General features: G+C 39.4%; 24 protein-coding genes and 1 pseudogene. 15 read left to right on the top strand and 10 right to left on the bottom strand.

What is annotated here, in order from left to right:
- Nucleotides 1-25: 25 nt before the first annotated feature.
- The 15 genes and pseudogenes from H150_RS0106880 (at nt 26) to H150_RS0106795 (ending at nt 16,802) form a co-directional block, all read left to right on the top strand.
- Nucleotides 26-1,327 carry a nucleotide sugar dehydrogenase gene (locus H150_RS0106880; RefSeq protein ID WP_019958317.1) on the top strand — a complete coding sequence of 434 codons (1,302 nt, stop codon included), beginning with the start codon at nt 26-28 and terminating at the stop codon, nt 1,325-1,327.
- 14 nt (nt 1,328-1,341) lie between these two features.
- Entirely contained in the window at nt 1,342-2,391 is a 1,050-nt protein-coding gene (locus tag H150_RS0106875; RefSeq protein ID WP_019958316.1) for a Gfo/Idh/MocA family protein, read from the top strand.
- A gap of 3 nt (nt 2,392-2,394) precedes the next feature.
- Entirely contained in the window at nt 2,395-3,447 is a 1,053-nt protein-coding gene (locus tag H150_RS0106870; protein ID WP_019958315.1) for a glycerol-3-phosphate dehydrogenase/oxidase, read from the top strand.
- Complete coding sequence (locus tag H150_RS0106865; RefSeq protein WP_019958314.1) at nt 3,435-4,028, top strand: acyltransferase; 594 nt, start codon at nt 3,435-3,437, stop codon at nt 4,026-4,028. Before H150_RS0106870 ends, H150_RS0106865 begins: the two co-directional genes overlap by 13 nt.
- A gap of 19 nt (nt 4,029-4,047) precedes the next feature.
- Nucleotides 4,048-5,127 (top strand): DegT/DnrJ/EryC1/StrS family aminotransferase, encoded by a 1,080-nt coding sequence (locus H150_RS0106860; protein ID WP_019958313.1) that lies wholly within the window; start codon nt 4,048-4,050, stop codon nt 5,125-5,127.
- A complete protein-coding gene (locus H150_RS0106855; protein ID WP_019958312.1) occupies nt 5,124-6,386 on the top strand; it encodes a lipopolysaccharide biosynthesis protein in 1,263 nt (420 codons plus the stop codon). The genes H150_RS0106860 and H150_RS0106855 overlap by 4 nt, the downstream gene beginning before the upstream one ends.
- Nucleotides 6,387-6,394: 8 nt before the next feature.
- Complete coding sequence (locus H150_RS14760) at nt 6,395-7,621, top strand: glycosyltransferase (RefSeq protein WP_019958311.1); 1,227 nt, start codon at nt 6,395-6,397, stop codon at nt 7,619-7,621.
- 128 nt (nt 7,622-7,749) lie between these two features.
- A pseudogene (locus H150_RS14985) lies at nt 7,750-8,571 on the top strand (integrase core domain-containing protein).
- 154 nt (nt 8,572-8,725) lie between these two features.
- Nucleotides 8,726-10,114, top strand: a complete 1,389-nt coding sequence (gene wzy / locus H150_RS0106825; RefSeq protein WP_019958306.1) for an O-antigen polysaccharide polymerase Wzy — start codon at nt 8,726-8,728, stop codon at nt 10,112-10,114.
- Nucleotides 10,115-10,181: 67 nt separating this feature from the next.
- Nucleotides 10,182-11,330 (top strand): glycosyltransferase family protein, encoded by a 1,149-nt coding sequence (locus tag H150_RS0106820; RefSeq protein WP_019958305.1) that lies wholly within the window; start codon nt 10,182-10,184, stop codon nt 11,328-11,330.
- Nucleotides 11,327-12,460, top strand: a complete 1,134-nt coding sequence (locus tag H150_RS0106815; protein ID WP_040755745.1) for a glycosyltransferase family 4 protein — start codon at nt 11,327-11,329, stop codon at nt 12,458-12,460. Before H150_RS0106820 ends, H150_RS0106815 begins: the two co-directional genes overlap by 4 nt.
- Before the next feature lie 10 nt (nt 12,461-12,470).
- Complete coding sequence (locus H150_RS0106810; RefSeq protein WP_155970465.1) at nt 12,471-13,082, top strand: sugar transferase; 612 nt, start codon at nt 12,471-12,473, stop codon at nt 13,080-13,082.
- Nucleotides 13,075-13,701 carry an acetyltransferase gene (locus H150_RS0106805; protein ID WP_019958302.1) on the top strand — a complete coding sequence of 209 codons (627 nt, stop codon included), beginning with the start codon at nt 13,075-13,077 and terminating at the stop codon, nt 13,699-13,701. The genes H150_RS0106810 and H150_RS0106805 overlap by 8 nt, the downstream gene beginning before the upstream one ends.
- 5 nt (nt 13,702-13,706) lie before the next feature.
- Nucleotides 13,707-14,885, top strand: coding sequence for a DegT/DnrJ/EryC1/StrS family aminotransferase (locus H150_RS0106800; RefSeq protein ID WP_019958301.1), 1,179 nt, complete (start codon nt 13,707-13,709; stop codon nt 14,883-14,885).
- A gap of 3 nt (nt 14,886-14,888) precedes the next feature.
- A complete protein-coding gene (locus H150_RS0106795) occupies nt 14,889-16,802 on the top strand; it encodes a polysaccharide biosynthesis protein (RefSeq protein WP_019958300.1) in 1,914 nt (637 codons plus the stop codon).
- 80 nt (nt 16,803-16,882) lie between these two features.
- Here the strand turns inward: H150_RS0106795 and H150_RS0106790 are convergent, their stop codons facing one another.
- The 10 genes from H150_RS0106790 to acpS all read right to left on the bottom strand — a co-directional run bounded on the left by H150_RS0106790 (nt 16,883) and on the right by acpS (nt 25,466).
- Complete coding sequence (locus tag H150_RS0106790) at nt 16,883-18,175, bottom strand: adenylosuccinate synthase (protein ID WP_019958299.1); 1,293 nt, start codon at nt 18,173-18,175, stop codon at nt 16,883-16,885.
- A 20-nt stretch (nt 18,176-18,195) separates the two neighbouring features.
- On the bottom strand, nt 18,196-19,356 hold the full coding sequence (locus H150_RS0106785; RefSeq protein ID WP_019958298.1) for an ATP phosphoribosyltransferase regulatory subunit: 1,161 nt from the start codon (nt 19,354-19,356) through the stop codon (nt 18,196-18,198).
- 130 nt (nt 19,357-19,486) lie between these two features.
- Complete coding sequence (locus H150_RS0106780) at nt 19,487-20,299, bottom strand: undecaprenyl-diphosphate phosphatase (RefSeq protein WP_019958297.1); 813 nt, start codon at nt 20,297-20,299, stop codon at nt 19,487-19,489.
- Between the two features lie 82 nt (nt 20,300-20,381).
- Nucleotides 20,382-21,065 carry a thiol:disulfide interchange protein DsbA/DsbL gene (locus H150_RS0106775; protein WP_019958296.1) on the bottom strand — a complete coding sequence of 228 codons (684 nt, stop codon included), beginning with the start codon at nt 21,063-21,065 and terminating at the stop codon, nt 20,382-20,384.
- Between the two features lie 40 nt (nt 21,066-21,105).
- Nucleotides 21,106-21,924 carry an SPOR domain-containing protein gene (locus tag H150_RS0106770; protein WP_081619558.1) on the bottom strand — a complete coding sequence of 273 codons (819 nt, stop codon included), beginning with the start codon at nt 21,922-21,924 and terminating at the stop codon, nt 21,106-21,108.
- Between the two features lie 64 nt (nt 21,925-21,988).
- The gene (locus tag H150_RS0106765) at nt 21,989-23,503 is read right to left on the bottom strand and encodes a YifB family Mg chelatase-like AAA ATPase (protein ID WP_019958294.1); all 1,515 of its coding nucleotides are present in this window, start codon (nt 23,501-23,503) and stop codon (nt 21,989-21,991) included.
- A gap of 12 nt (nt 23,504-23,515) precedes the next feature.
- The gene (locus H150_RS0106760; protein WP_019958293.1) at nt 23,516-23,836 is read right to left on the bottom strand and encodes an accessory factor UbiK family protein; all 321 of its coding nucleotides are present in this window, start codon (nt 23,834-23,836) and stop codon (nt 23,516-23,518) included.
- A 66-nt stretch (nt 23,837-23,902) separates the two neighbouring features.
- Nucleotides 23,903-24,334 (bottom strand): hypothetical protein, encoded by a 432-nt coding sequence (locus tag H150_RS0106750; RefSeq protein ID WP_019958292.1) that lies wholly within the window; start codon nt 24,332-24,334, stop codon nt 23,903-23,905.
- Nucleotides 24,331-25,092 carry an NUDIX domain-containing protein gene (locus H150_RS0106745; protein ID WP_019958291.1) on the bottom strand — a complete coding sequence of 254 codons (762 nt, stop codon included), beginning with the start codon at nt 25,090-25,092 and terminating at the stop codon, nt 24,331-24,333. Before H150_RS0106745 ends, H150_RS0106750 begins: the two co-directional genes overlap by 4 nt.
- On the bottom strand, nt 25,089-25,466 hold the full coding sequence (gene acpS, locus H150_RS0106740) for a holo-ACP synthase (protein WP_026353545.1): 378 nt from the start codon (nt 25,464-25,466) through the stop codon (nt 25,089-25,091). The genes H150_RS0106745 and acpS overlap by 4 nt, the downstream gene beginning before the upstream one ends.
- Nucleotides 25,467-25,468 lie beyond the last annotated feature (2 nt).

Genomic DNA, 25,468 nt, shown 5'->3' with positions numbered 1-25,468 from the left:
CATTCAATTTAGGGAAATATTCAATATGTTTGAACAAGCAATTCAACGCTACCAAAACAAAGAAGCTGTTATCGGTATTGTTGGTTTAGGTTATGTCGGCTTACCTTTAATGTTGCGCTATACTCAAGTAGGCTTCAAGGTAGTTGGCTTTGACATCGACGCATCTAAAGTGACTGCCTTAAATTCAGGCAAAAGCTACATCGAACACATTGATTCTAAAAAAATTCAGGACGCTCAAACTTTATTTGAGGCCACTACCGATTTTTCTCGTATTGCTGAATGTGACTCTATCATTCTGTGTGTACCAACACCGCTGAACCAATACCGTGAACCTGATATTAGCTATGTGATTGATACGACCGATGCTGTGAAACCTTACTTGCGTGCAGGTCAATTACTGTCTTTGGAAAGTACGACTTACCCTGGTACAACTGAAGAAGAATTATTGCCACGCGTAGAAGCAAGCGGCTTAAAAGTGGGTGAAAACTTCTTCTTGGTATATTCACCAGAGCGCGAAGATCCGGGCAATCCTAATTTTGAAACCCGCACCATTCCTAAAGTAGTCGGTGGTCATACTGATGCTTGCTTACAAGTGGGTATTGCTTTGTATAGTGCAGCCATCGACCAAGTGGTACCAGTGAGCTCGACCAAAGCCGCTGAAATGACCAAATTGTTAGAAAACATCCATCGTGCAGTGAATATTGGTTTGGCCAATGAAATGAAGATTGTGGCCGATAAAATGGGTGTAGACATTTACGAAGTGATTGATGCTGCCAAAACCAAACCATTCGGCTTCGTAGCCTATTATCCTGGCCCTGGTATTGGTGGTCACTGCATTCCTATCGATCCATTTTACTTAACTTGGAAAGCCCGTGAGTTTGGTGTTAACACGCGCTTTATTGAGTTAGCAGGTGAAATCAACTCTAGCATGCCAGATTATGTTGTTAATAAAACAGCCTTGGCTTTGAATGATCGCGAAAAATCATTAAAAGGTAGTCGTGTTTTGGTATTAGGTATTGCCTACAAGAAAAACGTAGATGACATGCGTGAAAGCCCATCGGTTTTTGTCATGGAAAAATTACGCGATTTAGGCGTCAAAGTCGATTACAGCGACCCTCATGTTCCTAGCTTCCCAAAAATGCGCGAACACAATTTTGAATTAGACAGTATCGAATTAACTGCTGAAAATATTGCCTCTTATGATTGCGTTATTTTAACTACTGAGCATGATAAATTCGACTATGAGTTATTAGAAACCCATGCACAATTAATTATAGATACTCGCGGTAAATTCTCTGCACAATCTAACAAAGTTGTTAAAGCTTAAGAGTCACTCAAATTATGTACGATATTATCCAAAACAGAAAAATTAAAGTGGCGTTGGTTGGTTGCGGTCGCATTGCCAACAACCACTTTGGCTCCATTGAAGCGCATCAGGATTCTTTAGAATTGGTCGCAGTATGCGATACAGATGCAGCTGCATTGGCCAGTGCCGTTGAGCGTACACAAGCGAAAGCTTATCGCAAATTGAAAGATTTGTTGGCTGAAACAGATGCAGATTTGATTATCTTGACGACACCTTCTGGTCAACATCCTCAACAAGCAGTTGATTGCTTTGAAGCTGGTTTTAATGTCTTAACTGAAAAACCAATGGCAACACGTTTACATGATGGCGAACGTATGGTTCAGGCCGCAGATAAAGCAGGTAAACGCTTATTTGTAGTCAAACAAAACCGTTTGAATGCCACCATGCAATTGTTAAAGCGTGCCGTTGAAGAAAAACGTTTTGGCAACATCAATATGGTTCATTTGAATGTTTTTTGGACTCGCCCACAAGACTATTACGATCAAGGTGCTTGGCGTGGTACTTGGGAGTTTGATGGTGGCGCATTCATGAATCAAGCTAGCCATTATGTAGACTTGATGGAATGGTTAATTGGCCCAGTACAAGATGTGCAAGCCATGGTTTCAACTCACCGTGACATTGAAACTGAAGATACTGGTGTCGTGAACATTCGCTGGCGTCATGGTGCCTTAGGCTCTATGGCAGTCACTATGTGTACTTATCCTAAAAACTACGAAGGCTCTATCACTATTTTAGGTGATAAGGGTACTGTGCGTGTTGGTGGCGTGGCTGTCAATGACATTCAAACTTGGGATTTCGCAGACGAAAAAGACTATGATGCCCAAGTCAAAGAAGCCAATTACGAAACCACTTCTGTGTATGGTTTTGGCCACCCACTCTATTACAAAAATGTAATCGATGTATTGCGTGGTGAAGCTGAGCCAATGACAGACGGCCGTGAAGGTTTAAAATCATTAGAATTGTTGATTGCTATTTATTTAGCAGCACGCGACAACAAAACCGTGTCTTTGCCACTGATTTATTGATTCATGAAAAAAATCGCTGTGGTTGGTGCAGGAATCATTGGTTCCTGTACTGCTTGGTCATTACTCAAACGTGGTTATCAGGTTGAGTTGTTTGACAAAGATGCGCCTATGGCACACACAAGCCAATCCTCCTCTAAATTACTGCATGGAGGATTGCGCTATTTGGAAACTGGCCAATTCAAATTGGTACACAAAGCTTTGCAAGCCAGACAGTTTTGGTTAGAACAAGCGCCGCATTTGTGTCACCAATTGGAATTGCTGTTTCCCATCTACCAAGGCATTGGCCGTCCACGTTGGCAAATTGGTACGGCCACCAAATTGTATGATGTCCTTGCCATAGGCAGCGGCTTTCCCAAAAGTCGCTGGTTAAGTGCGTCTGAAACACTGTTACGCAATCCAAATTTGAGCTCGCAAAACCTTTTGGGTGCTTATTCTTTTTATGATGCTCAAATGGATGATTACCAATTGGGCTTGTGGGTCATTGAACAAATTCAAAATTTGGGTGGGATGATTCACACTAAGCGCCCTGTAAAAGACTTGTCACAATTGCCAAATTTTGATGCCATTGTCAATGCCACAGGTCCTTGGGTCATGCATTTGCGTCAGCAACAAGCAGCAAAATTGGCCATTGAAATGGATTGGGTCAGGGGCAGCCACATTCTGGTGGATAAGCCTTTGAACCAAGCTTTGATGCTGCCGATTCCGAATGAAAAGCGGATTTTCTTTGTCTTGCCTTACCACGGTCAAACCATGATAGGCACAACGGAAATACGTCAAAATCAACCTGAATCAGAGCCTGCCTCAGATAAGGAAATCGCATATTTGCTTGAGTCTTACAATTATTATCACCAGCAGCAATTGACGACACAAGATGTCTGCAAGACGTTTGCTGGTGTGAGACCATTACTCAAAGATGCGATTAATCCAAGTAACAGTACAAGAGAATGGGCTTTTGAAACGGTTGGCAATGTATTACATGTATATGGCGGCAAATGGACTACTGCACAAATACAAGGCGAAATGGCCTGTGAGGAATTATTAAAATGTCTGAATTAAATTACACCGTACACCCAAGCGCTATTGTGGATGCAGGCGCACAAATTGGCGCAGGCAGCCGCATTTGGCACTTTGTGCATATTTGTAGCGGTGCTGTCATCGGCAAAGGTTGTTCATTTGGTCAAAATGTTTTTGTGGGTAATCAAGTCATCATTGGTGACAACTGCAAAGTCCAAAACAATGTTTCTGTGTATGACAATGTAACATTGGAAGAAGGGGTTTTCTGTGGTCCAAGTATGGTTTTTACCAATGTCTACAATCCACGCTCTTTAATTGAACGCAAAAGCGAATATCGCGATACCTTAGTCAAAAAAGGCGCAACGCTTGGTGCCAACTGTACTATTGTTTGCGGTAGCACGATTGGTCGCTACGCTTTTATCGGTGCAGGTGCTGTGGTGAATAAAGATGTACCAGACTATGCTTTAATGGTAGGCGTACCCGCTCGCCAAATTGGTTGGATGAGCGAATATGGTGAACAATTAGATTTACCATTAGAAGGTGAAGCCACCAGTATCTGCATTCATTCTGGTGATCAATACCAATTGAATGGCAAATTTTTAACCAAGACGGTTGCACAATAAAAATTACAGGACGCTTTAAATGGAATTCATTGATTTAGTCGCACAACAACAACGTATCAAATCTGAAATTGATGCCAACATTCAAAAAGTATTAAGCCATGGCAAATACATTTTAGGTCCAGAAGTGGTCGAATTAGAAGAAAAATTAGCTGCTTACACCGGTGCCCAATATTGTATCACCTGTGCCAATGGTACCGATGCTTTGCAAATTGCATTGATGGCCTTAGGTGTCAGCATGGGCGATGAAGTCATCACCCCAGGTTTCACTTACATTGCAACTGCTGAAACAGTGGCTTTGCTAGGTGCCAAACCAGTTTATGTTGATGTGTATGAAAATACTTATAATTTAAATGTCGAGCTTTTGGAAGCGGCCATTACCGACAAGACCAAAGCCATCATTCCTGTGTCTTTGTACGGTCAGTGTGCGGATTTTGATGCCATCAATGCCATCGCTGCCAAATACAATATTCCCGTGATTGAAGATGGAGCACAAAGCTTCGGTGCATCTTATAAAGGTCGCAAATCTGGCAATTTAACTACTATTAGCTGCACCAGCTTTTTCCCAAGTAAACCTTTAGGTTGCTATGGTGACGGTGGTGCAATTTTTACCAATGATGAAGAATTGGCAAAAATCATTCGCCAAGTAGCCCGCCATGGCCAAGATCGCCGTTATCACCACATTCGCGTGGGCGTGAACAGTCGTTTAGATACCTTACAGGCCGCTATTTTATTGCCTAAATTAGCAATTTTGGACGATGAAATGCGCTTGCGCCAAGAAGTCGCTGCAAACTATCAAAAGCTATTTGCAGAAGTTGGCTTTACCGCTGTGCCATTCATTGAAGAGCACAATATCAGTGCTTATGCTCAATTTACTGTTCGTGTGAAAAATCGTGATGTCATGCAAGCAAAATTGAAAGAGGCAGGTATCCCAACAGCCGTACATTACCCTATTCCATTGAACAAACAACCCGCAGTAGCCAGCGATGCAGTATTACCTGTGGGCGATAAAGTGGCAGAAGAGGTTATGAGCTTACCTATGCATCCTTATTTATCTATTCATGACCAAGAACATATTGCTAAGGTTTTCTCTGCATCGTGAGCAATAAATATTTTAAAAAATACTGGCCTCTCACAAAAAAAAATGAGTTAACAACCAATATTTTAACTTTATTAAAAAGTGGGGCTTTTGCACAAATTTTACCTATTTTGTGTATGCCCCTGTTAACCAGAATTTATACTCCAAATGAATTTGGCATATTTATATTATACACATCGATAGTTCTATCTCTTATTCCAATTGCAGGCTTAAGATATGACTATGGAATAATACTTCCTAAAAAGCATCAAACTGCTTGGCATTTAATGGCTTTAACTATTAAAATTATTTTCATATTTTCAATAATATGCTTAGTTTTTTTTAGCTCTTTCAAAAATGAAATTAGCCATTTACTAGGCAATGCAGATCTTGCAATTTGGCTACCTCTCATTGGTATTAATATACTCATATTAGGTATTACTCAATCTATTACATTTTGGTTTAATCGACACAAACAATACTCAACAATTGCCAATCAGCGCATGTTACAAAGTATTTCAACTAATGGCAGTCAAATCACGTTGGGGTTAGGACTTAATTTTGGTGTATCAGGTCTTATATTAGGAAATCTAATAGGACAAGCTATCGCTTTAATTTATAGTATCAGGAAGTTAACTCCTCAGAAGATTCAAAAAAAGTATCCTATGCTTAATAGGAAATTATTATCTCACTTTAAAAATTTACCACTATACAATGCTCCTACAGCCCTGATTGATGCGCTTAGATTAAATGGCATTAATATCCTGCTGTCTATCTTTTTTACTGTGAGTGTTTTAGGTCAGTTTGCTTTAGCTTGGCGCATCCTACAAGGTCCTATCTCCTTAATTAATGGTGCACTATCTCAAGTCTATTACCAGCATTTTACTCAGCTAAAACAAGATGATCTTCATCGATTTTTATTAAGCTGCATAAAAAAATCTTTTTTAATTGGGATTGTGCCTTTTGTATTATTATTCCTACTATCAGAATGGTTATTTACAACTTTCTTCGGCTCTTCTTGGCAGTTAGCTGGTCAAATATGCAGCGTATTAACACCATGGTTATTTTTTAACTTTATTACCTCTCCTATTTCCTCTATTTATGTAGTCTTAAAACAAGAAAGAGTCCTATTAATTTTTTCTATATTCTACATGCTGGTTCCTCTGAGTATCATTTTCCTCTTTAATGACAATATAATAAAAACTTTAACCCTAGTTTCTATATCCATGTCATTTCTACTATGTATATTTACATATATGGCTCTTAAGCTAACAAAAAAATAAATAACATTATGAGAAAAATCAAATCATTACTATTATTCACTAACAACTATCCTCTTAATTATGGAGATAGTAGTTTCATTCAGCCAGAAGTAAAGCATTTATCTGAAATTTATGAAAATGTTTATATCATTAGATTTTTTAATAGTAAAACGTATCCTGTTCTAGAAATGCCAGCTAATTTTCATATTATAGAAGCAGGCTTCAATAATAAGTTTGAAATTGTACTTAAAGGACTCTTTAATACATCCTCTTTATGGAAAACCATAAAAATCCTTAAGCAAGAATATCCCCATCTCAAGAAATTAGCTCACTTTAAACACCTTATTTTTGCTATTCTAACTGGACGATATTTTTCTTCTAAAGTAAATCATTTTCTTAAAAACCAAGATTCTAATACTCAATTTGATGCGTATTTATTTTGGGGTATGGGAAGTGGTTATGCCTTACCATGGATTGATCAGACAAAATTACATAAAAGCTGGATTAGATTACATGGTGGAGATTTGTATTTAGATAGGCAACATGGTTATCTTCCTATTAGATTCAGTCTTTTTGAATCTAGCCATCATATTATTACTATATCAAAGCAAGGGGCTGAATATCTCAATTCCACATATCCAAATTGGAATTTAAACCATAAAATTAGCACGAATTATTTAGGTACTGAATTTCATGGCAGCTCATCCAATCAAAAAGAATCTGATTCCTATGTTATTGTCAGCTGCTCCAGCATTATCCCTTTAAAAAGAGTTGATCTAATTTATCAGTCAATTAGACTGGTTTCTAAGTCACTAAAAATTACTTGGCATCATTTTGGTGGTGGTACCGATATGCCTAAATTAAAGTCATTAATAGAAACTGACAATTACAACCCCGATATGCTCAATATCAATCTACATGGTCAAACAAACCATAACGATATTATTGAATTTTACAAAAACAATCATATAGATTTATTTATAAATTTAAGTGAAACAGAAGGTATTCCTGTAAGTATTATGGAAGCAATTTCATTTAATATTCCAGTAATAGCAACCAACGTCGGGGGAGTGAGTGAAATTATCCATTCAGAATTTAATACTGGGATACTCGTATCTAAAGATGTAACTTCTGATCAAGTTAAAAATCATATTCTAAATATGAAGAATCAAAAATTTACACCTTATATATATTGGGAAGAGAATTTTAATAAAGATAAAAATATTTTAAATTTAATTCAATATTTAAATTTATAACTGTTATATTAAGATAAATAAAATAGCAATGTACTCATTGCTGATTGCATAAGGTAATGGTAATACCCTTTTAAATAAATGAAGCAGTAAATAGAATTTTCTCGTAATCTATACGTAGGAGATTTTACATGAAACAATCACGATTTACCGATGGCCAAATCATTGCTATTTTGAAATAAGCTGAGTCAGGAATGCCAGTACCTGAAGTGCGCCGAGAGCACAGTATCAGCTCAGTCACCTTTTACAAATGATGATCCAAATATTCAGGTATGGGCGCTTCATTGATGGCCAGAATGAAGAAATTGGAAGCAGAGAACGCTCACTTAAAAAAGATGTATGCCGAAGAGCGACTCAAAACTGAAATTATTCAGGAGGCCATAGTAAAAAAATGGTGAAGCCGCCTTCCCGTAAAGAAGATGGCATCTGATGCAATCGAACACAAAGCTGTCAGTATACGCTTTACCTGTACCACCATCCAAATCAACGAAATGTGTTATCGTTATCAGCATCGAAGTGGAAATGATAATGCATTGATTGCCAAAGCTATCGTTTATTGAATGTCATTGATGATTACAAGCGTGAAGGTTTAACAATGGAGTTGGGTTTATCATGGCCAATGAGTCAAGTCATTCGCACTGTGAACCAAATCTTGGAGTATCTTTTGGCACCCAATGCCATCAGATGTGACGATGGGCCTGAATTTACCAGCCATGAGTTCCAAGCTTGAGCAGCACAAAAAGGTATTAGGATTGAATACATTCAACCTGGCAAACCACAACAAAACGCCTATATTGAACGTTACAATCGTACCATGCGGTATGGATTGTAAAGCAATACCTGTTTAATAACTTGAACGATGTTGAAGACATGCCACTCGTTGGCTGTGGTTTTACAACCACGAAAGGCCTCATCAAGCCAACGGCGGCAAGCCGCCATTGATGAATGTTTGATTCTACTAATCCTCTCCATTAAAAATGGGAGAGTTACCGTAGATTACCATCATTGATGACTTTTTAATTCTACTGATTCTATCTATTTAAAATAGGAGAATTACCTTGGTCATTATATTTTCAACATTTTCTAAATCAGTAGTATATAAAAATCATGAGCTCGTTAAAAATAAAACCTAAAAAAGCTATTGCAATTAGCATTTTATTCTTTTTGTTAATTCTATTTTTATCAATTTACATATCTAAAGATGAGCTATACTTAAGCAATTATACTTGGTCAATTTTTTTTACCAGTATTGTTGTATTAATTTACATCTTAAGATTTACTAACTCAGTACCCTTAAGTAATTTATATTCTATTTTCTTTATATCATTTTTACTATTTATTGGTGGCAGATTTATTGCGACATTACTTAATCCTCAAAGTGATACATTCTTTTTAGATTTTTTTATCACATATAGACTCAATGATTTTGAAATTACTCAACTGATGATGACCATTTTTATTTCAATGATATCAATGGAGCTAGGGTCATATTTAGCCTACACATCTAAATCGAATAGCATTAATCCATCACATATCACCGAAGAAAATAAACCTTCTAAGTATATAATTATTGTCTGCCTATCAGTAATATTTTTACTAACGCTACTTCAAATAAAAAATAATCTAGAACTAGTATCTAAACTGGGGTATATCGCATTATATGCTAGCCAAAGCGAAGCAATCCAAGCAAGCTGGAGCTCACTACTCATAACTTTTACTTATGTATTTTTAGGCATTACACTCGTACATAGTACACGAAGAATCAAATTACTTTATCTTACTCTATTTGGATTAAGTTGCTTAACTCAAGCCTTTATTGGAGTCCGCGGTGCATTAGTAATTTATCTACTATTTTTAATTTGGGTTATGAATGACTACGGCAAAAAAAAACCTAATCTATTATTTATCATACCTTTTATGATTTTAATTGCTGGTTTCGTTACGTATATCATACCTATGTTTAGTATGCGCCACCTATCTGAAGAAGAAAGCTTTCTGATCCAAATCAGTGATTTTTTCTATTCTCAAGGTACAAGTTTAATGATTTTTGATGCCTCAACAAAACTTGAAAGTTATTCTGCTATCCCAGTTCTACAAAGTTTCATTCCTGGATCATCATTTCTGATTGGCTTAATAAGTCATGAACTACCTAGCTACTATATTAGCTTTGGCCGATATTTATCCTATCAGTTGAATCCTAGCTTATATAATCAAGGTTTCGGTACAGGCTGGTCCTTATTATCTGATTTTCATGTATTTTCTGGGGGCGTAATTGTCATTTTCAGTTTATATAATTTTATTTGGGGATTTTTTATTAATAAGTTAGAGGTACTTTCAAACCACAATCAAACTTATAAAAGAATTTTAATTACCATTGCACCTTCCGTTATTTTTATTCCTAGGGCGGGAATCTCATCTATTATCCCGCTGATTATTTATGCCACAATAATTTATACTTTAATTAGCACTTCTAAGAGAAAACAGAAGAAACAGTAATCTGCTAAAAAGTTATATTCTTCCTTAATAATCGATGAAAAGCTATTAATTATCTTCTAAGAAATATATGAACCCAAAATTAAAAATACTTCATAGCGCAGCGCTATTAACTCCTTCTGCAGGTATGTTAAAACAAATGAATTGGGAGCAAGAGTCTGCAAATCAACTCAAACTTGATTGGACAACAGCAATGTATTGTCCATCGGGGTCGAATCAACATACTATTTCTAAGTCCGATCAAAATATTTGTGTTTTTGACTCGGAAATTAATCACACGCCCCAAACAACTAAAATCAATAAAATATTAAACTGGTATAAATTAAGGAAAAATTATTACAATTGGCTGAAAATGCAATCTTGCGACATATATTTATTACGTTATTATGTGCATGATATATGGCAATATCAATTTATTAAAAATTCATCAAAACCAGTATTATTAGTACACCACTCATTTGAAGTACCTGAACTGTTATTACCAAATAACAATCAAGCAAAATTACGTGGTTTTCTAGAAAAACAAATTGGTAAATATAGCCTTCAATCTTCTAGTGGAATTATTGGAGTAACAGAAGAAATAATACAACATGAGTTAAACCGCTTAAATACAGTAGAGCGCCATGATAAAAATAGTTTTCTTTATCCTAATGGTTATCACGTAAATAACAATCAAACTCTTTATGATAATAGAAATCCCCAGCAAATTAATTTAATTTTTATTGCTAGCTATTTTGACTCTTGGCATGGATTAGACCTACTACTTGCAAATATTAAAAAATCAAATTTAGATTTCAAGCTACACTTAGTTGGAAAACTATCTGAACATGACTACAAAGTAGCTTCTACTGATAATAGAGTTATTATGCATGGATTGCTTTCAAAAGAAGAAATTAGTGCTTTATCCTATCAATGCGATGTGGGTCTTGGGTCTTTTGCACTATATAGGAAAAACATGCAACAAGCATGCACACTAAAAGTAAGAGAATACCTAAGTCTAGGAGTACCTGTTTATACAGGACATCAGGATATTTTCCCAGAAAATTTCCCATACTATAAAAATAGTTTTCCTGAAATTGATAAGATATGCGGCTTCGCTATAGAAATGCGAGAAGAGAAACGCACTATCATTCAAGAAGCAGCACTGCCATATTTAGATAAATCTCAACTATTAAATCAGCTATATCAAAACTTAATTACGACATATACATACAAATGAAAAAAATTATTATTCTTGGTACTACGGGTTATTCTATGACTAACTTTAGACTATCACTTATAAAAGATTTAATCGCTAGCAATTTTGAAGTGTATTGTTTGGCCAATGACTTTAATGCTGAACAAATGAATATACTTAACGAAATTGGCGCTATTCCAGTACATTATCCAATCAATCGCTCAGGCTTTAATCCCTTTCAAGATGTTATTAATACATTTCATCTTTATAAAATAATTAAAAAAACTAATGCCGATATTATTCTTAGCTATTTTGTAAAGCCTGTTATTTATGGAACTATTTCAGCATTTTTTGCAAAAGTGCCTAAACGATTTGCCATGATTGAAGGCCTCGGCTATTTTTTTACTGAGCAACCTCAAGGCTCCTCAACTAAATCATCAATTATCAAAAAAATACAGGTAATGCTATATAAAATCAGCCTACCTCTAAGCCAAGGTACTATTTTTTTAAACCATGATGATGAAAAAGACTTATTACAAACATATAAAATTTCTGTACCTAAAACTTTAATTATCCCTGGCATTGGTCTAAATACTAGCGAATACCCATATAACCCACTCTCATCTCCTGGCTCACCACTAAGCTTTTTATTCATTGGACGCTTATTAAATGAAAAAGGAATTAACGAGTTTATTGATGCTGCGAAAATAATCAAAAATAAGTATCCGAATATTATTTTTAAAATCGCTGGCAGTATTGATGTTAATAACCCTGGAAGTATTACAGAAAATCAATTGGATACTTTAACAAAAGCAAATACAATTCAATTTCTAGGCCAAGTCAATAATATTCAAGATGTCATTTCCCAATCTGATGTATTTGTACTCCCTTCATATAGAGAAGGTATGCCACGCAGTACTCAAGAAGCAATGTCAATAGGGCGAGCTGTCATTACAACAGATGCACCAGGCTGTCGAGAAAGTATTATCCACAAGGAGCATGGTTTCATTATTCCTAAATGGTCAGTATCAGAATTAGTGAATGCAATAGAATTTTTTATTAAAAATCCAGACGTAACTATTGATATGGGCAAACAAGCCCATCTTTATGCAAAATCTAATTACGATAGTAAAATAACAAACAATATAATCATAAATTTTATGAAAAACTAAACAAAATATTATGGAAACTAAAATGTGCAAAAGGGTCGTTGATTTCCTAATAGCTTTAATAGGGCTTATTATATTAACACCTGTTTTTTTATGCTTATATTGGCTCATTTATAGAAATTTAGGGTCTCCTGTTATTTTTTCTCAAATACGACCGGGCTTAAATGGTAAACCTTTTAAAATGTATAAGTTTAGAAGTATGTTAAATGCTACCGACAGTAATGGTAACGCCTTACCTGATTCAGAGCGTTTAACACCATTTGGTCAAAAGTTACGTTCAACCAGTTTGGATGAATTACCAGGATTATGGAATGTACTTAAGGGTGATATGAGCTTAGTCGGCCCTAGACCGTTACTAATGGAATATTTACCACTATATAACCAAGAACAATATCGTCGTCATGAAGTACGTCCTGGTATTACTGGCTGGGCACAAGTCAATGGACGTAACGCCATAAGCTGGGAAGAGAAATTTAAATTAGATGTTTGGTATATTAATAATCAATCATTCTGGCTAGATATTAAAATACTTTTATTAACTGTAAAAAAAGTGTTTATTAAAGAAGGCATCTCAGCAGAAGGTGAAGTCACAATTAGCAAATTCACTGGTAGTAAAAATGACTAAATTACTGATATTAGGAGCAGGCGGTCATGGCAAAGTTATAGCAGATACTGCAGAACAGACCAAAGCTTTTGATGCCATTGCTTTTTTAGATGATCGTTTTAATGATGGTCTCAATAATATCTTGCATTGGCCTATTCTTGGAACAATTTCAGATTTAAATAAAATTAGTTCAAACGAATACGCCATTGCTATTGGTATTGGCAACAATAGCATGCGAGCTGAATTTTTTGAGTTAGCCATATCTTTGAATTTTGATATTCCAAACATCATTCATCCAACAGCCTATATCAGCCAATATAGTACCTTAGGTCAAGGTTCAGTTTTTTTTGCTCATAGTGTTGTCAACATTAATGCCCAAATTGGAAATGCCTGCATTATCAATACCTCTGCCAGTATTGACCACGATTGTGTCATTGGAGATTTCTGCCATATTAGCCCTGGTGTACATCTTGCAGGAGCCAGTCGCGTTGGAGATAGAAGTTGGCTAGGAATTGGTTCTGTTACAAAACAACAAGTTGAAGTGGGACAAGACTGTGTCGTTGGAGCAGGTGCAGCGGTCATACAAAATGTTTATAATAACTCTATCGTCATGGGCGTACCTGCCCGATTGAAAAGCTAAAAATTATGTTAAATACCAAATTATCACCATGGCCAAGTTTTAGTCATGAAGAAGCTGATGCTGTTAAAAATGTCTTACTCTCTAATAAAGTCAATTATTGGACTGGTCAAGAATGTCGTCAATTTGAGCAAGAATTTGCTAAATACATCAACACCAAATATGCTGTTGCTCTTGGCAATGGTACGTTGGCGTTAGATGTCGCATTGAAGGCATTGAATATTGGTAACGGTGATGATGTCATTGTGACCTCTCGTACATTTTTAGCTTCAGTTTCAAGCATTATTACCACTGGTGCCAATCCTATTTTTGCTGATATCGACTTAAACAGTCAAAATATTACTGCTCAAAGCATTGAAGCTGTTTTAACACCCAATACCAAAGCCATTATCGTTGTTCACTTAGCTGGTATGCCTGCTGAAATGGATGACATCATGGCTTTGGCTGCACAACATAATTTGTATGTCATTGAAGATTGTGCACAAGCTCATGGTGCTGTATATAAAGGTCATCCTGTAGGATCCATTGGTCATATCGGTGCTTGGTCTTTTTGCCAAGACAAAATCATGACCACAGGCGGTGAAGGTGGTATGGTCACAACCAATGATGAAAGTCTATGGAACAAAATGTGGTCATATAAAGACCATGGTAAAAGTTATGATGCCATTTACAATCGCACCCATCCAGCAGGTTTCCGCTGGTTACATGAGAGTTTTGGTACCAATTGGCGCATGATGGAAATGCAAGCAGTCATTGGACGTATTCAATTGCGCCAAATGCCATTATGGACACAGCAACGCCAACAAAATGCAGCGCGTCTCACTCAAGTGTTGCAAGCGTTCAAATGCATTCGCTTGGTCGAAGTGGCTGATTATATTGAACATGCACAATACAAGTTTTATGCATTTGTTCGTCCTGAAAACCTTAAATCAGGTTGGAACCGAGACCGAATTGTATCTGAAATTGCCGCTACTGGTTATCCTTGCATGCAAGGCAGCTGCTCAGAAGTTTATCTAGAAAAAGCCTTTGATAACACGCCTTGGCGTCCTGAAAAACGATTACCCAATGCAATTGAATTAGGCGAAACCAGCTTGATGTTCTTGACTCACCCATCCATCACCGATGAGGAAATGGATGCTTATATCGACATCATTCACTCTATCATCACTCAAGCCTGTGCAGATTAATTTATGCGTTACAATGCTATTTTAACTTTACCGCGCTCAGCTAAAAAAGCCATATTCATTGCTCATGATATTATCATGATTTGTTTGGCTTTTTGGTTTGCTTATTTGGTACGTTTTACGTTTGAATTAGCACCCCTCTTGTCTGTGCCTAATTGGATTGTTTTAGGTGTTACACTGATTGTAACCATCACCACCTTTATTAAATTAGGATTATATCGAGCAGTGATTCGCTATGTCGGGACCAAAATGATGTTTATCTGCCTTGTAGGCAGTAGCATTTCAGTCTTGGCATTGGTCATTATTGGATTTTTTAGCAATTTTCCACTTCCTCGTAGTGTACCTATTTTGTATTTTTTTGTTTTACTGGTAGGTACTATCAGTTCTCGTTTGATAGTCCGTGAATGGATTCGGGAGAGTTATCTCGATAAAAATACGCCAGTTATCATTTATGGCGCAGGACAATCTGGTACCCAATTACTAGAAGCCATACGCCAAGTAGAGCACTATTATGCAGTGGCTTTTGTGGATGATGATGCTCAAAGGCAATATACAACTGTCAATAATTTGACTGTCTACTCGCCCCAGCAAATACAACAATTGGTGCAGAAATATGATGTAGAAAAAATTCTACTGGCCATTCCTAGCTTGAGCCGCGAGAGCAAAAAAGAAATTTTAGAGTTTTTAGAGCCATTAAACTTAGAAGTACTCGCCATCCCCGGCATGTTAGAGCTGGTAGAAGGCAAAATCAGCATCCAAAGTTTAAAAAAGGTTTCGGTCATCGATTTACTAGGACGTACGCCTGTTGAACCGATTGCAGAACTGATTCAAGCCAATATCATGAATAAAATTGTCATGGTCACTGGTGCGGGTGGTTCCATTGGCTCTGAGCTGTGCCGTCAAATCATTGCCAACCAGCCCAAGGCTTTGCTGTTGTTTGAGCTTTCTGAATTTTTGCTATATAGCATAGAAAAAGAATTGCGCGAGCACATCAATGCCAAAGGTCTTAATATCGAACTGATTCCTTTACTCGGTTCGGTGCAGCATCAAAAGCGCTTATTCACTGTCATGCATGCTTATGATGTACAAACCATTTACCATGCAGCAGCTTATAAACATGTGCCAATGGTAGAGTTCAATACGATTGAAGGTGTGCGTAATAATATTTATGGCACTTTACACTGTGCGCTTGCAGCCATTGAAGCCAAAGTAGAAACTTTTGTATTGATTTCAACTGATAAAGCGGTGCGTCCTACCAATACGATGGGGGCGAGTAAGCGCATGGCTGAATTGGTATTACAAGCTTTGGCCGCTCGAGTTGACCACGAAACCCGTTTTTGCATGGTACGATTTGGCAATGTATTGGGCTCATCTGGCTCGGTGGTTCCTGTATTTGAAAAGCAAATTGAAGCTGGTGGCCCTATTACCTTAACCCATCAAGATATTACCCGTTACTTCATGACCATTCCCGAAGCAGCGCAATTGGTGATTCAAGCTGGTGCATTAGGTAAAGGTGGCGATGTCTTTGTATTGGATATGGGTGAATCGGTCAAAATCATTGATTTGGCCAAACAAATGATTCGTTTAAGTGGTTTGGAAATTCGTGATGCGAACAACTTACACGGTGACATTGAAATTCAAATTACAGGTTTACGCCCTGGTGAAAAACTGTATGAAGAATTGCTCATTGGTGACAACGTCACACGCAGCACGCATGAACGCATCATGACGGCCAATGAAATCATGTTGCCATGGTCAGAGTTAGAAGCTTTATTAGAACGCTTAGACCAAGCTTGCCGCAATAGCAATTATGAAGAAGTACGCAATTTGTTAATAGAAGCGCCAACCGCTTTCACACCTGCCGATGCGTTGTGTGATTTGGTTTGGCAGCAGCAAGCCAAACAATTGACCTCTACTTAATACTATATTGATATCCCAGCATGAAAAAGCGTCCTGTAACATTTACAGGACGCTTTCTTTATTTTAAAACAACATTCAAATTATTTGAATGGGTGTTCCAAAACGATGGTTTCTTCACGGTCTGGACCCGTTGAAATGATGGCGATTTTCGCACCACAAATTTCTTCCAAACGCGCCAAGTAAGCTTTGGCATTGTCAGGCAATGCATCATACGTTTTCACGCCGAAGGTTGATTCAGTCCAACCTGGCATGGTTTCGTAAATAGGCTCACAAGCAGCAACATCGTCCGCACCGAATGGGAAAATATCAACCGTTTCGCCACGCAATGTGTAGCCAACACAGATTTTGATTTCATCCATGCCATCCATCACGTCCAATTTGGTCACGCACATACCTGAAATGCCGTTCACTTGAATCGAACGCTTCATCAAAGCCGCATCGAACCAACCACAACGACGTGGGCGACCTGTAACCGCACCAAACTCATTACCACGTTTTGCCAAGCCTGCGCCGATATCATCAAACAATTCTGTTGGGAATGGACCTGAACCCACACGAGTGGTGTAAGCTTTAACGATGCCCAAAACATAATGCAATTTGTGAGGACCCACGCCAGCACCTGCAGAAGCAGCACCAGCCACACAGTTAGATGAAGTAACGTATGGGTAAGTACCGTGGTCGATGTCCAACAACGTACCTTGCGCACCTTCAAACAAAATAGATTCGCCACGCTCATTGATTTCGTACAAAGTACGAGAAACGTCACCGACCATAGGACGGATTTTTTCAGCCAAGCTCATAGCTAAATCATAAATCGCATCTGCTTCAATGGCTTCTTGACCGTATAAACCCACCAATTGGCAGTTATAAATCGCCAAAACGTCTTCGATTTTTTGACGCAACAATTCAGGCTGGAACAAATCCATCACACGAACCGCACGACGCGCTACTTTATCTTCATAAGCTGGGCCAATACCGCGACCAGTTGTACCGATTTTTTTGTCGCCTTTGGCCGCTTCACGTGCATGATCCAAAGCCACATGGTATGGCAAAATCAATGGGCAAGTTGGCGCAATAGTCAACTGCTTCGCAACATCGATACCAGCCTCTTCCAATTCGGCCATTTCCTTCAACAAAGCTTCAGGAGAAACCACCACACCTGAACCGATGAAGCAACGTTTGCCTGCATGTAAGATGCCGCTTGGAATCAAACGCAAAACGGTTTTTTTACCGCCGACTACCAAAGTGTGTCCCGCATTGTGACCGCCTTGATAACGCACCACACCGCTGGCTTGGTCGGTTAACCAGTCAACGATTTTGCCTTTACCTTCATCGCCCCACTGGGAGCCAACTACAACAACATTCTTAACCATTGTTTATTCCTACTTCAAAATTAACAATTACAAGGCACAGTCATCCATGCCCCGTCTTTTAATACCAATTCACGGTCACAATGCAATGTATTGGCATCGTCACCCACATAATCAATCACAACCACTTCGCCTTGCGCACGCAACTCATCCATAAAGGCTTTGGCATCCACTGCCCATTGAGCCGCCACTTTAATACCTTGTTTGGCTGGTTTTTGTGGCAACACTTCAATCAAATCACGCAAATCTAAGCTAAAGCCTGTCGCAGGACGTGCTCGGCCAAACTGATGACCCAAACCATCATAACGACCACCACGAGCCAAAGCATCAGACCAACCTGGCGCATAAGCTGCAAACAACAAACCCGTGTGATAAGAATCATTGCGTAAAATCGACAAGTCGATATGCACTTTATATTCTTTAAACTGTTTGCAAATGGTTTTCAATGCATCCAAAGCGTCCTGAACACCTTTAATCGCAGGCAATTCAGTTTTAGCACGGCTCAAGACTGTTTCCACATCACCATACAAAGTTGGCAATACCGCAAAAGTTTGCTTCCAAATGGTGTCAATATCCCAACCAGCCATTGCCGCCAATACAGCCTCACTGTCTTTGTCTTTCATTAAAGACAATAATTCACGACTTTGTGCGACAGTGAGTTGCGCTTTGTCAGCCAATGCTTGAAAAATTCCCACATGACCCAATGACAAATACACATTTTTTGCATGTGCTAATTTCAATGTTTTCAACATCAAGTCAATGATTTCAACATCAGCCTCAATACCTTCATAACCATACAATTCCGCACCCACTTGCAAAGGCTCACGCGTGCTCAACAAGCTGTCTGGACGTGCATGGATAACCGAACCTGCATAACACAAACGGTTAATACCATCATTGGCAGACAACAAATGAGCATCAATACGCGCCACTTGTGGGGTGATGTCAGCACGCAAACCCAATTGGCGACCACTGATTTGGTCAACAATACGGATGGTTTTCAATGCTAAGCCATCATCAATGTCTAATAAAAGGGAAGATGTGTATTCGAGTAAAGGAGGGCTAACAAGCTCATAACCGTGTACCCTGAAAAGACCTAGTAGTGCTTCTTTAGCACTTTCCAATTGCCGTGCAGTAGACGGCAGGATATCGGCAATGTATTCAGGTAATTGCCAAGATTGCATGAGGAACTCTCTTTTTTTATACAAAATAAAAGGCGGGGTTTACACCCACCTCCGACAGTTTTTTACACTCAATAATAGCACAGCTGCGCCAAAATCACAGTAAAAAGCTGTCTGAATAGATTTTTAAAGCTTAAAAACTGAAATAAGCCAATAAAACAATACCCACTACAATACGATACCAACCCCACGGTTTAAAACCATAACGCTTGATAATGCCTATAAAAAACTTAATGGCAATCATTGCGACCACAAATGCCACAACCATTCCGACTAAAAACAACCACAAATTCTGTGGCGTTTCCATCATCATTTCAACCCCAGTCAAGCCCTCACCTTCTAATCCCCACTCTTTGACAAACAAAGAATAAGTGGTCACTGCCAACATGGTTGGTACCGCTAAGAAAAATGAAAATTCTGCAGCAGCTTGTCGTGATAAACCTTGCTGCATACCACCAATAATAGATGCTGCCGAACGACTGGTACCAGGCATCATTGCCAAACATTGCCAAAAACCAATCGCCACTGCTTTTTTAATACTGATTTCTTGCTCCGAATGAATGCTTGGGTTTTGAAAAACTTTGTCTATAAACAACAAAACCACACCACCTATGATTAACATCACCGCAATAGGGCGAGGGCTGCCCAACACCGCTTCAATTGCATCATCAAACAATTTACCTAATACCAAAGCAGGCAACACTGCAAAAGCTAACTTCACATAAAAAAGCTTACTATTGGCGCCAAAAAAGCGTTTCCAATACATGGCAACCACAGCCAAAATACTGCCTAACTGAATCGACACCATAAACATTTTGACAAAGGTATCTTCTTGTATACCAAAAAATGAACTGGTAAAAATCATATGTGCCGTTGAAGAAACGGGTAAAAACTCAGTTAACCCTTCAACAATTGCAATCAAAATCGCTTCAAAAAAACTCATCATTCAACCTCAAGATATCTCGCATGCACTAAAAAAGGCAGCTTGTCATAAGCTGCCCTACTACAAAAATTGATTTTCACTCAGTTTATTGATTAGCGGCCTTAGCCAAACGAGCACCAGTTGCAGGCATTTTCACTGCCGCTTTGATTTGTGCCGCTGGCATACCACGCTCTTGACGTACCTTATCAATCAATTCATCCAATTTATTCATGTCTTGAGATAACAAACGGTATTTGCCGCCAATAATAATCGTTGGCGTACTTTGGATGGCATGGTCTGCACTTAATTGCGCCATCGCTTTGGCTTCAGCTTGATTTTGAAAACCATTGTAAGCTGCCAATAATTTTTGACCATCAAATGCCGTTTGTTTCACAACCCAATCTTTAAACACATCAGGATTGCTTAAATTAATCTTCTCATCCATCACTGCTTTGAAAATCGCAGGGTTGGCTTGGTATTTTAAACCAGAAGCATTCACCGCTGCTGTAATACGCGCCAAACCAATGTCTTCAGGTCGCCACACCACATGTTCACCACGGAAATAAGTATCACTTGGCATTTTTTTCACATGGGCTAACAAAGTAGGATCTAAGTTCTTACAATGAATACAGAAATAGCCAAAAAACTCTAAAACTTCAATTTTATCCTGTTGCAATTGAGGTACAGGTTTAGGCAATACTGCAAAGTCTTGCCCCTCAACCAATGCCGCTTGCGACACACCCACAAAGCCCAGCGCTAATACCGCAGTTGCAATCCATTTTTGTAACATGTTATTTCCTTATGCATTTCTATTTGATGATGCGCACCGTTTATTGGCCACTTACCGTAATAGCATCAATGCCTTGCTGTTGTAACTTTTGACGCACTTGAGCTGCTTGCTCGCCACTCAAAGTTTCCGTACGCACACGGTGTACTGTTTTGCCATTCACCTGAGCGGACTCGATATGTGAAGCAATACCCAATAATGCCAACTTCGCACGCTGTGCCTCAGCCTGCTCAGTTTTACCATAAGAACCCGCTTGCACTTTGGCGGACGTTGCTTTTTTATTTATAGCTTCTTTTTTAGGTGGTGTTTCTTTCGCAACAGTCTCAGTTTTTGCTGCGGCACGCGCTTTTTCTACGCTACCGTGCTCTAAAATCTGCTCTGCGCTTGGTTTAATCTTCTCTGGTGCTACAGGCGCTTTGTGTTCAACTGGTTTTTTCACTTCAGGCTGTTTTTTTAGCTCGGGTTTGTCCTTAGCTTTTTCATCAGTCAATGAGGATTGTCCTGTTTCAGACTTAGACGAAGGCAAAATCACAGGCGACAAGCTGACTGATTTATCCGCCTCATCTAGCCCCTCATCCACCTCTATCCAACCACTGACAGACTCTTCCACCACCGATACTGCCGACGCCACAGACCCCGAAATCTCTCGCGTATCAGGCAAAACGGCTTGATTGGGAATCATAATTTCGACATCTTTGTTTTGCGATGTTTTTTGCGGCTCTGTTGGCACACGATTTTGATTCAAAAACCATAACAACACCGCAATAATGACAGCGCCCAAAATCAAACCAATCAAAATCCCTGTCAAAGTTTTCCCCGATGACTTAGACTTGCTTTGTCGCTGATACATTTTTTTATTCATATTAAATATGTACTTTCTGAACGCAGAATGACAGAATCGGCGTTATGTTACCAAGTTTTAAATGTTAACTAAAGCGATTTGACCCCGCCCTTCGCAACTGTATTGCCTGAATGATATGCTGAACCTTAACTGTATCATTTCTTTGCAAGTCTGCGCAGGTACGGGCCAATCTTAACAAACGATGAAACACACGCACAGACAAGCCCAAATCATTGATTATTTTTGACAAATAAGCTTGCGCATCATTTTCAATTTTTGCCAAGCTTTGCAATTGCGCAACCCCTAAAGCCGCATTGCTCTTACCTTGTCGCTGCTGTTGTAAAATGTAAGCGTCATGTACACGCATTTTAACAGCCGCACTGCTTTCAGGTATGCTTTTCAATATCAAATCATCATGCCCCAAAGCAGGTACTTCAATAATAATATCCATGCGATCTAACAAAGGTCCTGAAATTTTCCCTCGATAGCGTTGTATGCTTTCCACAGAACAACGGCATGGCTTACTGGGGTGTCCTGAAAAACCACAAGGACAAGGATTCATCGCTGCGACCAATTGAAATTGTGCAGGAAATACCACATGGCTTTTGGCTCTAGAAATGTGAATTTCACCTTGCTCTAATGGCTCACGCAAAGATTCCAATACTTTTCGGTCAAACTCTGGCAACTCATCCAAAAACAAAATGCCGTGATGCGCCAAAGAAACCGCGCCAGGCTTAGGGTCTGAGCCACCACCGACCAATGAAGCCAATGAAGCAGAGTGATGTGGTGCAATAAAAGGACGATGCGCAGGCAAAACATCGGCTGTTTTCTGCATCAATAAAGAACGAATACTGGCCAAACTCAAACGCTCTTGCGTATTCAAAGGGGGTAAAATACTGGGCAAACGCTGCGCCAACATGGATTTCCCTGTGCCTGGCGGCCCTAACATCAATAAATGATGCCCACCAGCCGCAGCCACTTCCAATGCAAAACGTGCGCTGTGCTGACCCTTAACATCGACCAAATCCAACAATGCTTCGGGCGTTTGCGCCACACCATCATATTGCGCTATTTGCCACGGCTGCAAACCATTCAATTGCGCTGCCACTTGGCTCAAGCTTTCGGCAGCATACACCGTCGCATCAGGCAACAATGCCGCTTGCTCTGCACTCACACTAGGCAAAACAAATGCTCGTTGGTGGCTAGCACAAGCCACAGCCATCGCCAAAGCGCCTCGAATCGGTCGCAAGCGTCCTGAAAGCGCCAATTCTCCAGCAAATTCAAATTGTAAAATGTCTGTTTGTTGTGGTTTGATTTGACCTGATGCCAACAAAATGGCAATCGCAATCGGCAAATCAAAGCGACCTGAATCTTTGGGCAAATCAGCAGGTGCCAAATTGACCGTGATTTTTTTGGTAGGAAATTCAAATCCTGATTGTACAATCGCAGCACGAACGCGCTCACGACTTTCTTTGACTTCCGTGTCTGGCAAGCCAACCAAATTAAAAGCAGGCAAGCCGTTGGCTAAGTGGGCTTCTACCTCCACCAAAGGTGCGTTCATTCCAGTCAAAGCCCTCGAATACACCATTGCCAACGACATGTCAGACTCCTTTTATGAAGCGGCTTTGTCCTCTGTCACAGACGCTTCAGCTTCAGCAGATGCCGTATCTACCGAAGCTGCCGTTTCCACTTGAGTCAAACCTTGCGCCGCTTCCAATTGAGCCACACGTTGTTCTAATTTACCCAACATTTCACGGGTTTTGATCAACACTTGTTGCTGAATATCAAACTCTTCACGCGTCACCAAATCCATGCGATTAAAAGCCGAACCCATCAAGGTTTTGACGTTTTTTTCGATGTCTTTGGCAGGACTTTGTGCAATGGTATCGCCCAATTTAGACGAAATTTCTTCCAAGATTTTTTTTGCAATCATGACAATTCCTTTTGTATCAAGATGGTGAATTCAGCCTCATTGTAATGCAAAACCAGCTTGCCCACATTAATCAGTGACATTCAACAAACTTTCATATTTGCGCCCACCCACACGCCATGTGGCAATGTAATCGGCACGACTGAGTGTACAAAATGGCAGTTTGATTTCCGTTTTCCATGTTTTGCCATCTTCAGTCGTTAATTTATAACGGTTATAACCAATTTCCATGTCCGTCATACTGAAACTCACAGACACTTCTTCAACAGGTGTATTCGATTGCAACACCACATGAAATGGTTGATTCAAACGCAAACGCTCCAAACTTTTCACTTGGGTTTGCGCATCCAAAACGCAATTTTTTTCCAGCTCGCATGTGATTTGTGGCGCATCCAAAGCTTGAACAGTCTTGGTATCGGTAAACGCCACCACCGCAATGATTTTTGCCATAATCGCTGCCACAATAACAATGGCAATCAATAACAATACATGTTTTTTCATGCCGTATCCTCTGCCATTGTCACAGCCACATGCACACCCAAGTCTTGCAGTATCGATGCCTGATTCATTAAATGTTCATCAAGCAAAACCACCATAGGCATGTCTACAGGACGCTTGCGCAATTGAACACACAACGTCTCAATATCTGACAAAGCAACAGGACGCCACCACCAACCATCCCCCGCACATTCTTGCGCAGACACAGACCAAGGCAGCAAATGTAAAGTTTCTGTTTGGACAGTAGGCAAGTGCATATTTGTGTGTAAAACCACATCAGCGGCCACATCAAACGCCATCCACACCTCACCCACACCATTTTGACCACGCCAACCGCTTTCAGGACGCCCTTTTAACAACCAAGGCAAACTCAAAGCACGCAAAATCGGGCCATTGGCAGGCAACATCGGCTCCACATCAAAACGTCCTGCTTGTTGCCATGAATATTGTTGCTGCTCACGACATTGAATCTCGCCTTGCCATTGCTGCGGCAATACACGGAAAAAACGCAAATACACATGCGCATGTTCATAGCGATACGTTTTGGTCAACCACGGTGTCGCAGCAGCAATTTGAATGCCGAGCTCTTCGTGCAATTCACGCTGTAAAGCCGCCAATTCGGTTTCACCTGCTTCCACTTTACCGCCTGCAAATTCCCAAAATCCAGCATATGCCTTACCTTCAGGACGCGAGCTTAATAAAAATTCGCCACGCTCATTCAAAATCACCGCCGCAACCACATGGGTCAACTTCACACTCATTTTTCTGCCACCACAAATGCCAAACAATAATGTGCTTCATCGGTAAAACTCACATGCACATTCTTGACACCTCGTTCGTCCAACCAAATTTGCAAAGATTCATCAAACCACAATTCAGGCTTGCCCAATGCATCATGTACCACGCCAATATTAGCCAAACTCACAGGCGAGCGCAGACCCGTATTCAAAGCTTTGCTCACTGCTTCTTTGGCAGCAAAACGCTTGGCCAAAAATGCCACAGGCTGCGGATGGCTTTGCCATTCCAAATATTCCAAGCGCGATAAAATTTTCAAAGCAAACGCATCTTTGTATTGTTCATACAAACGCTCGATGCGTTTTACATCCACCATATCCGTACCAATACCATAAATCATTA

This window comes from Vitreoscilla stercoraria DSM 513 (genome assembly GCF_000382305.1).
In the GTDB taxonomy this organism is placed as follows: Bacteria; Pseudomonadota; Gammaproteobacteria; order Burkholderiales; family Neisseriaceae; genus Vitreoscilla; species Vitreoscilla stercoraria.
The sequence above is the reverse complement of the archived record's forward strand: the minus strand, read 5'-3'. Positions and strand labels throughout refer to the sequence as shown.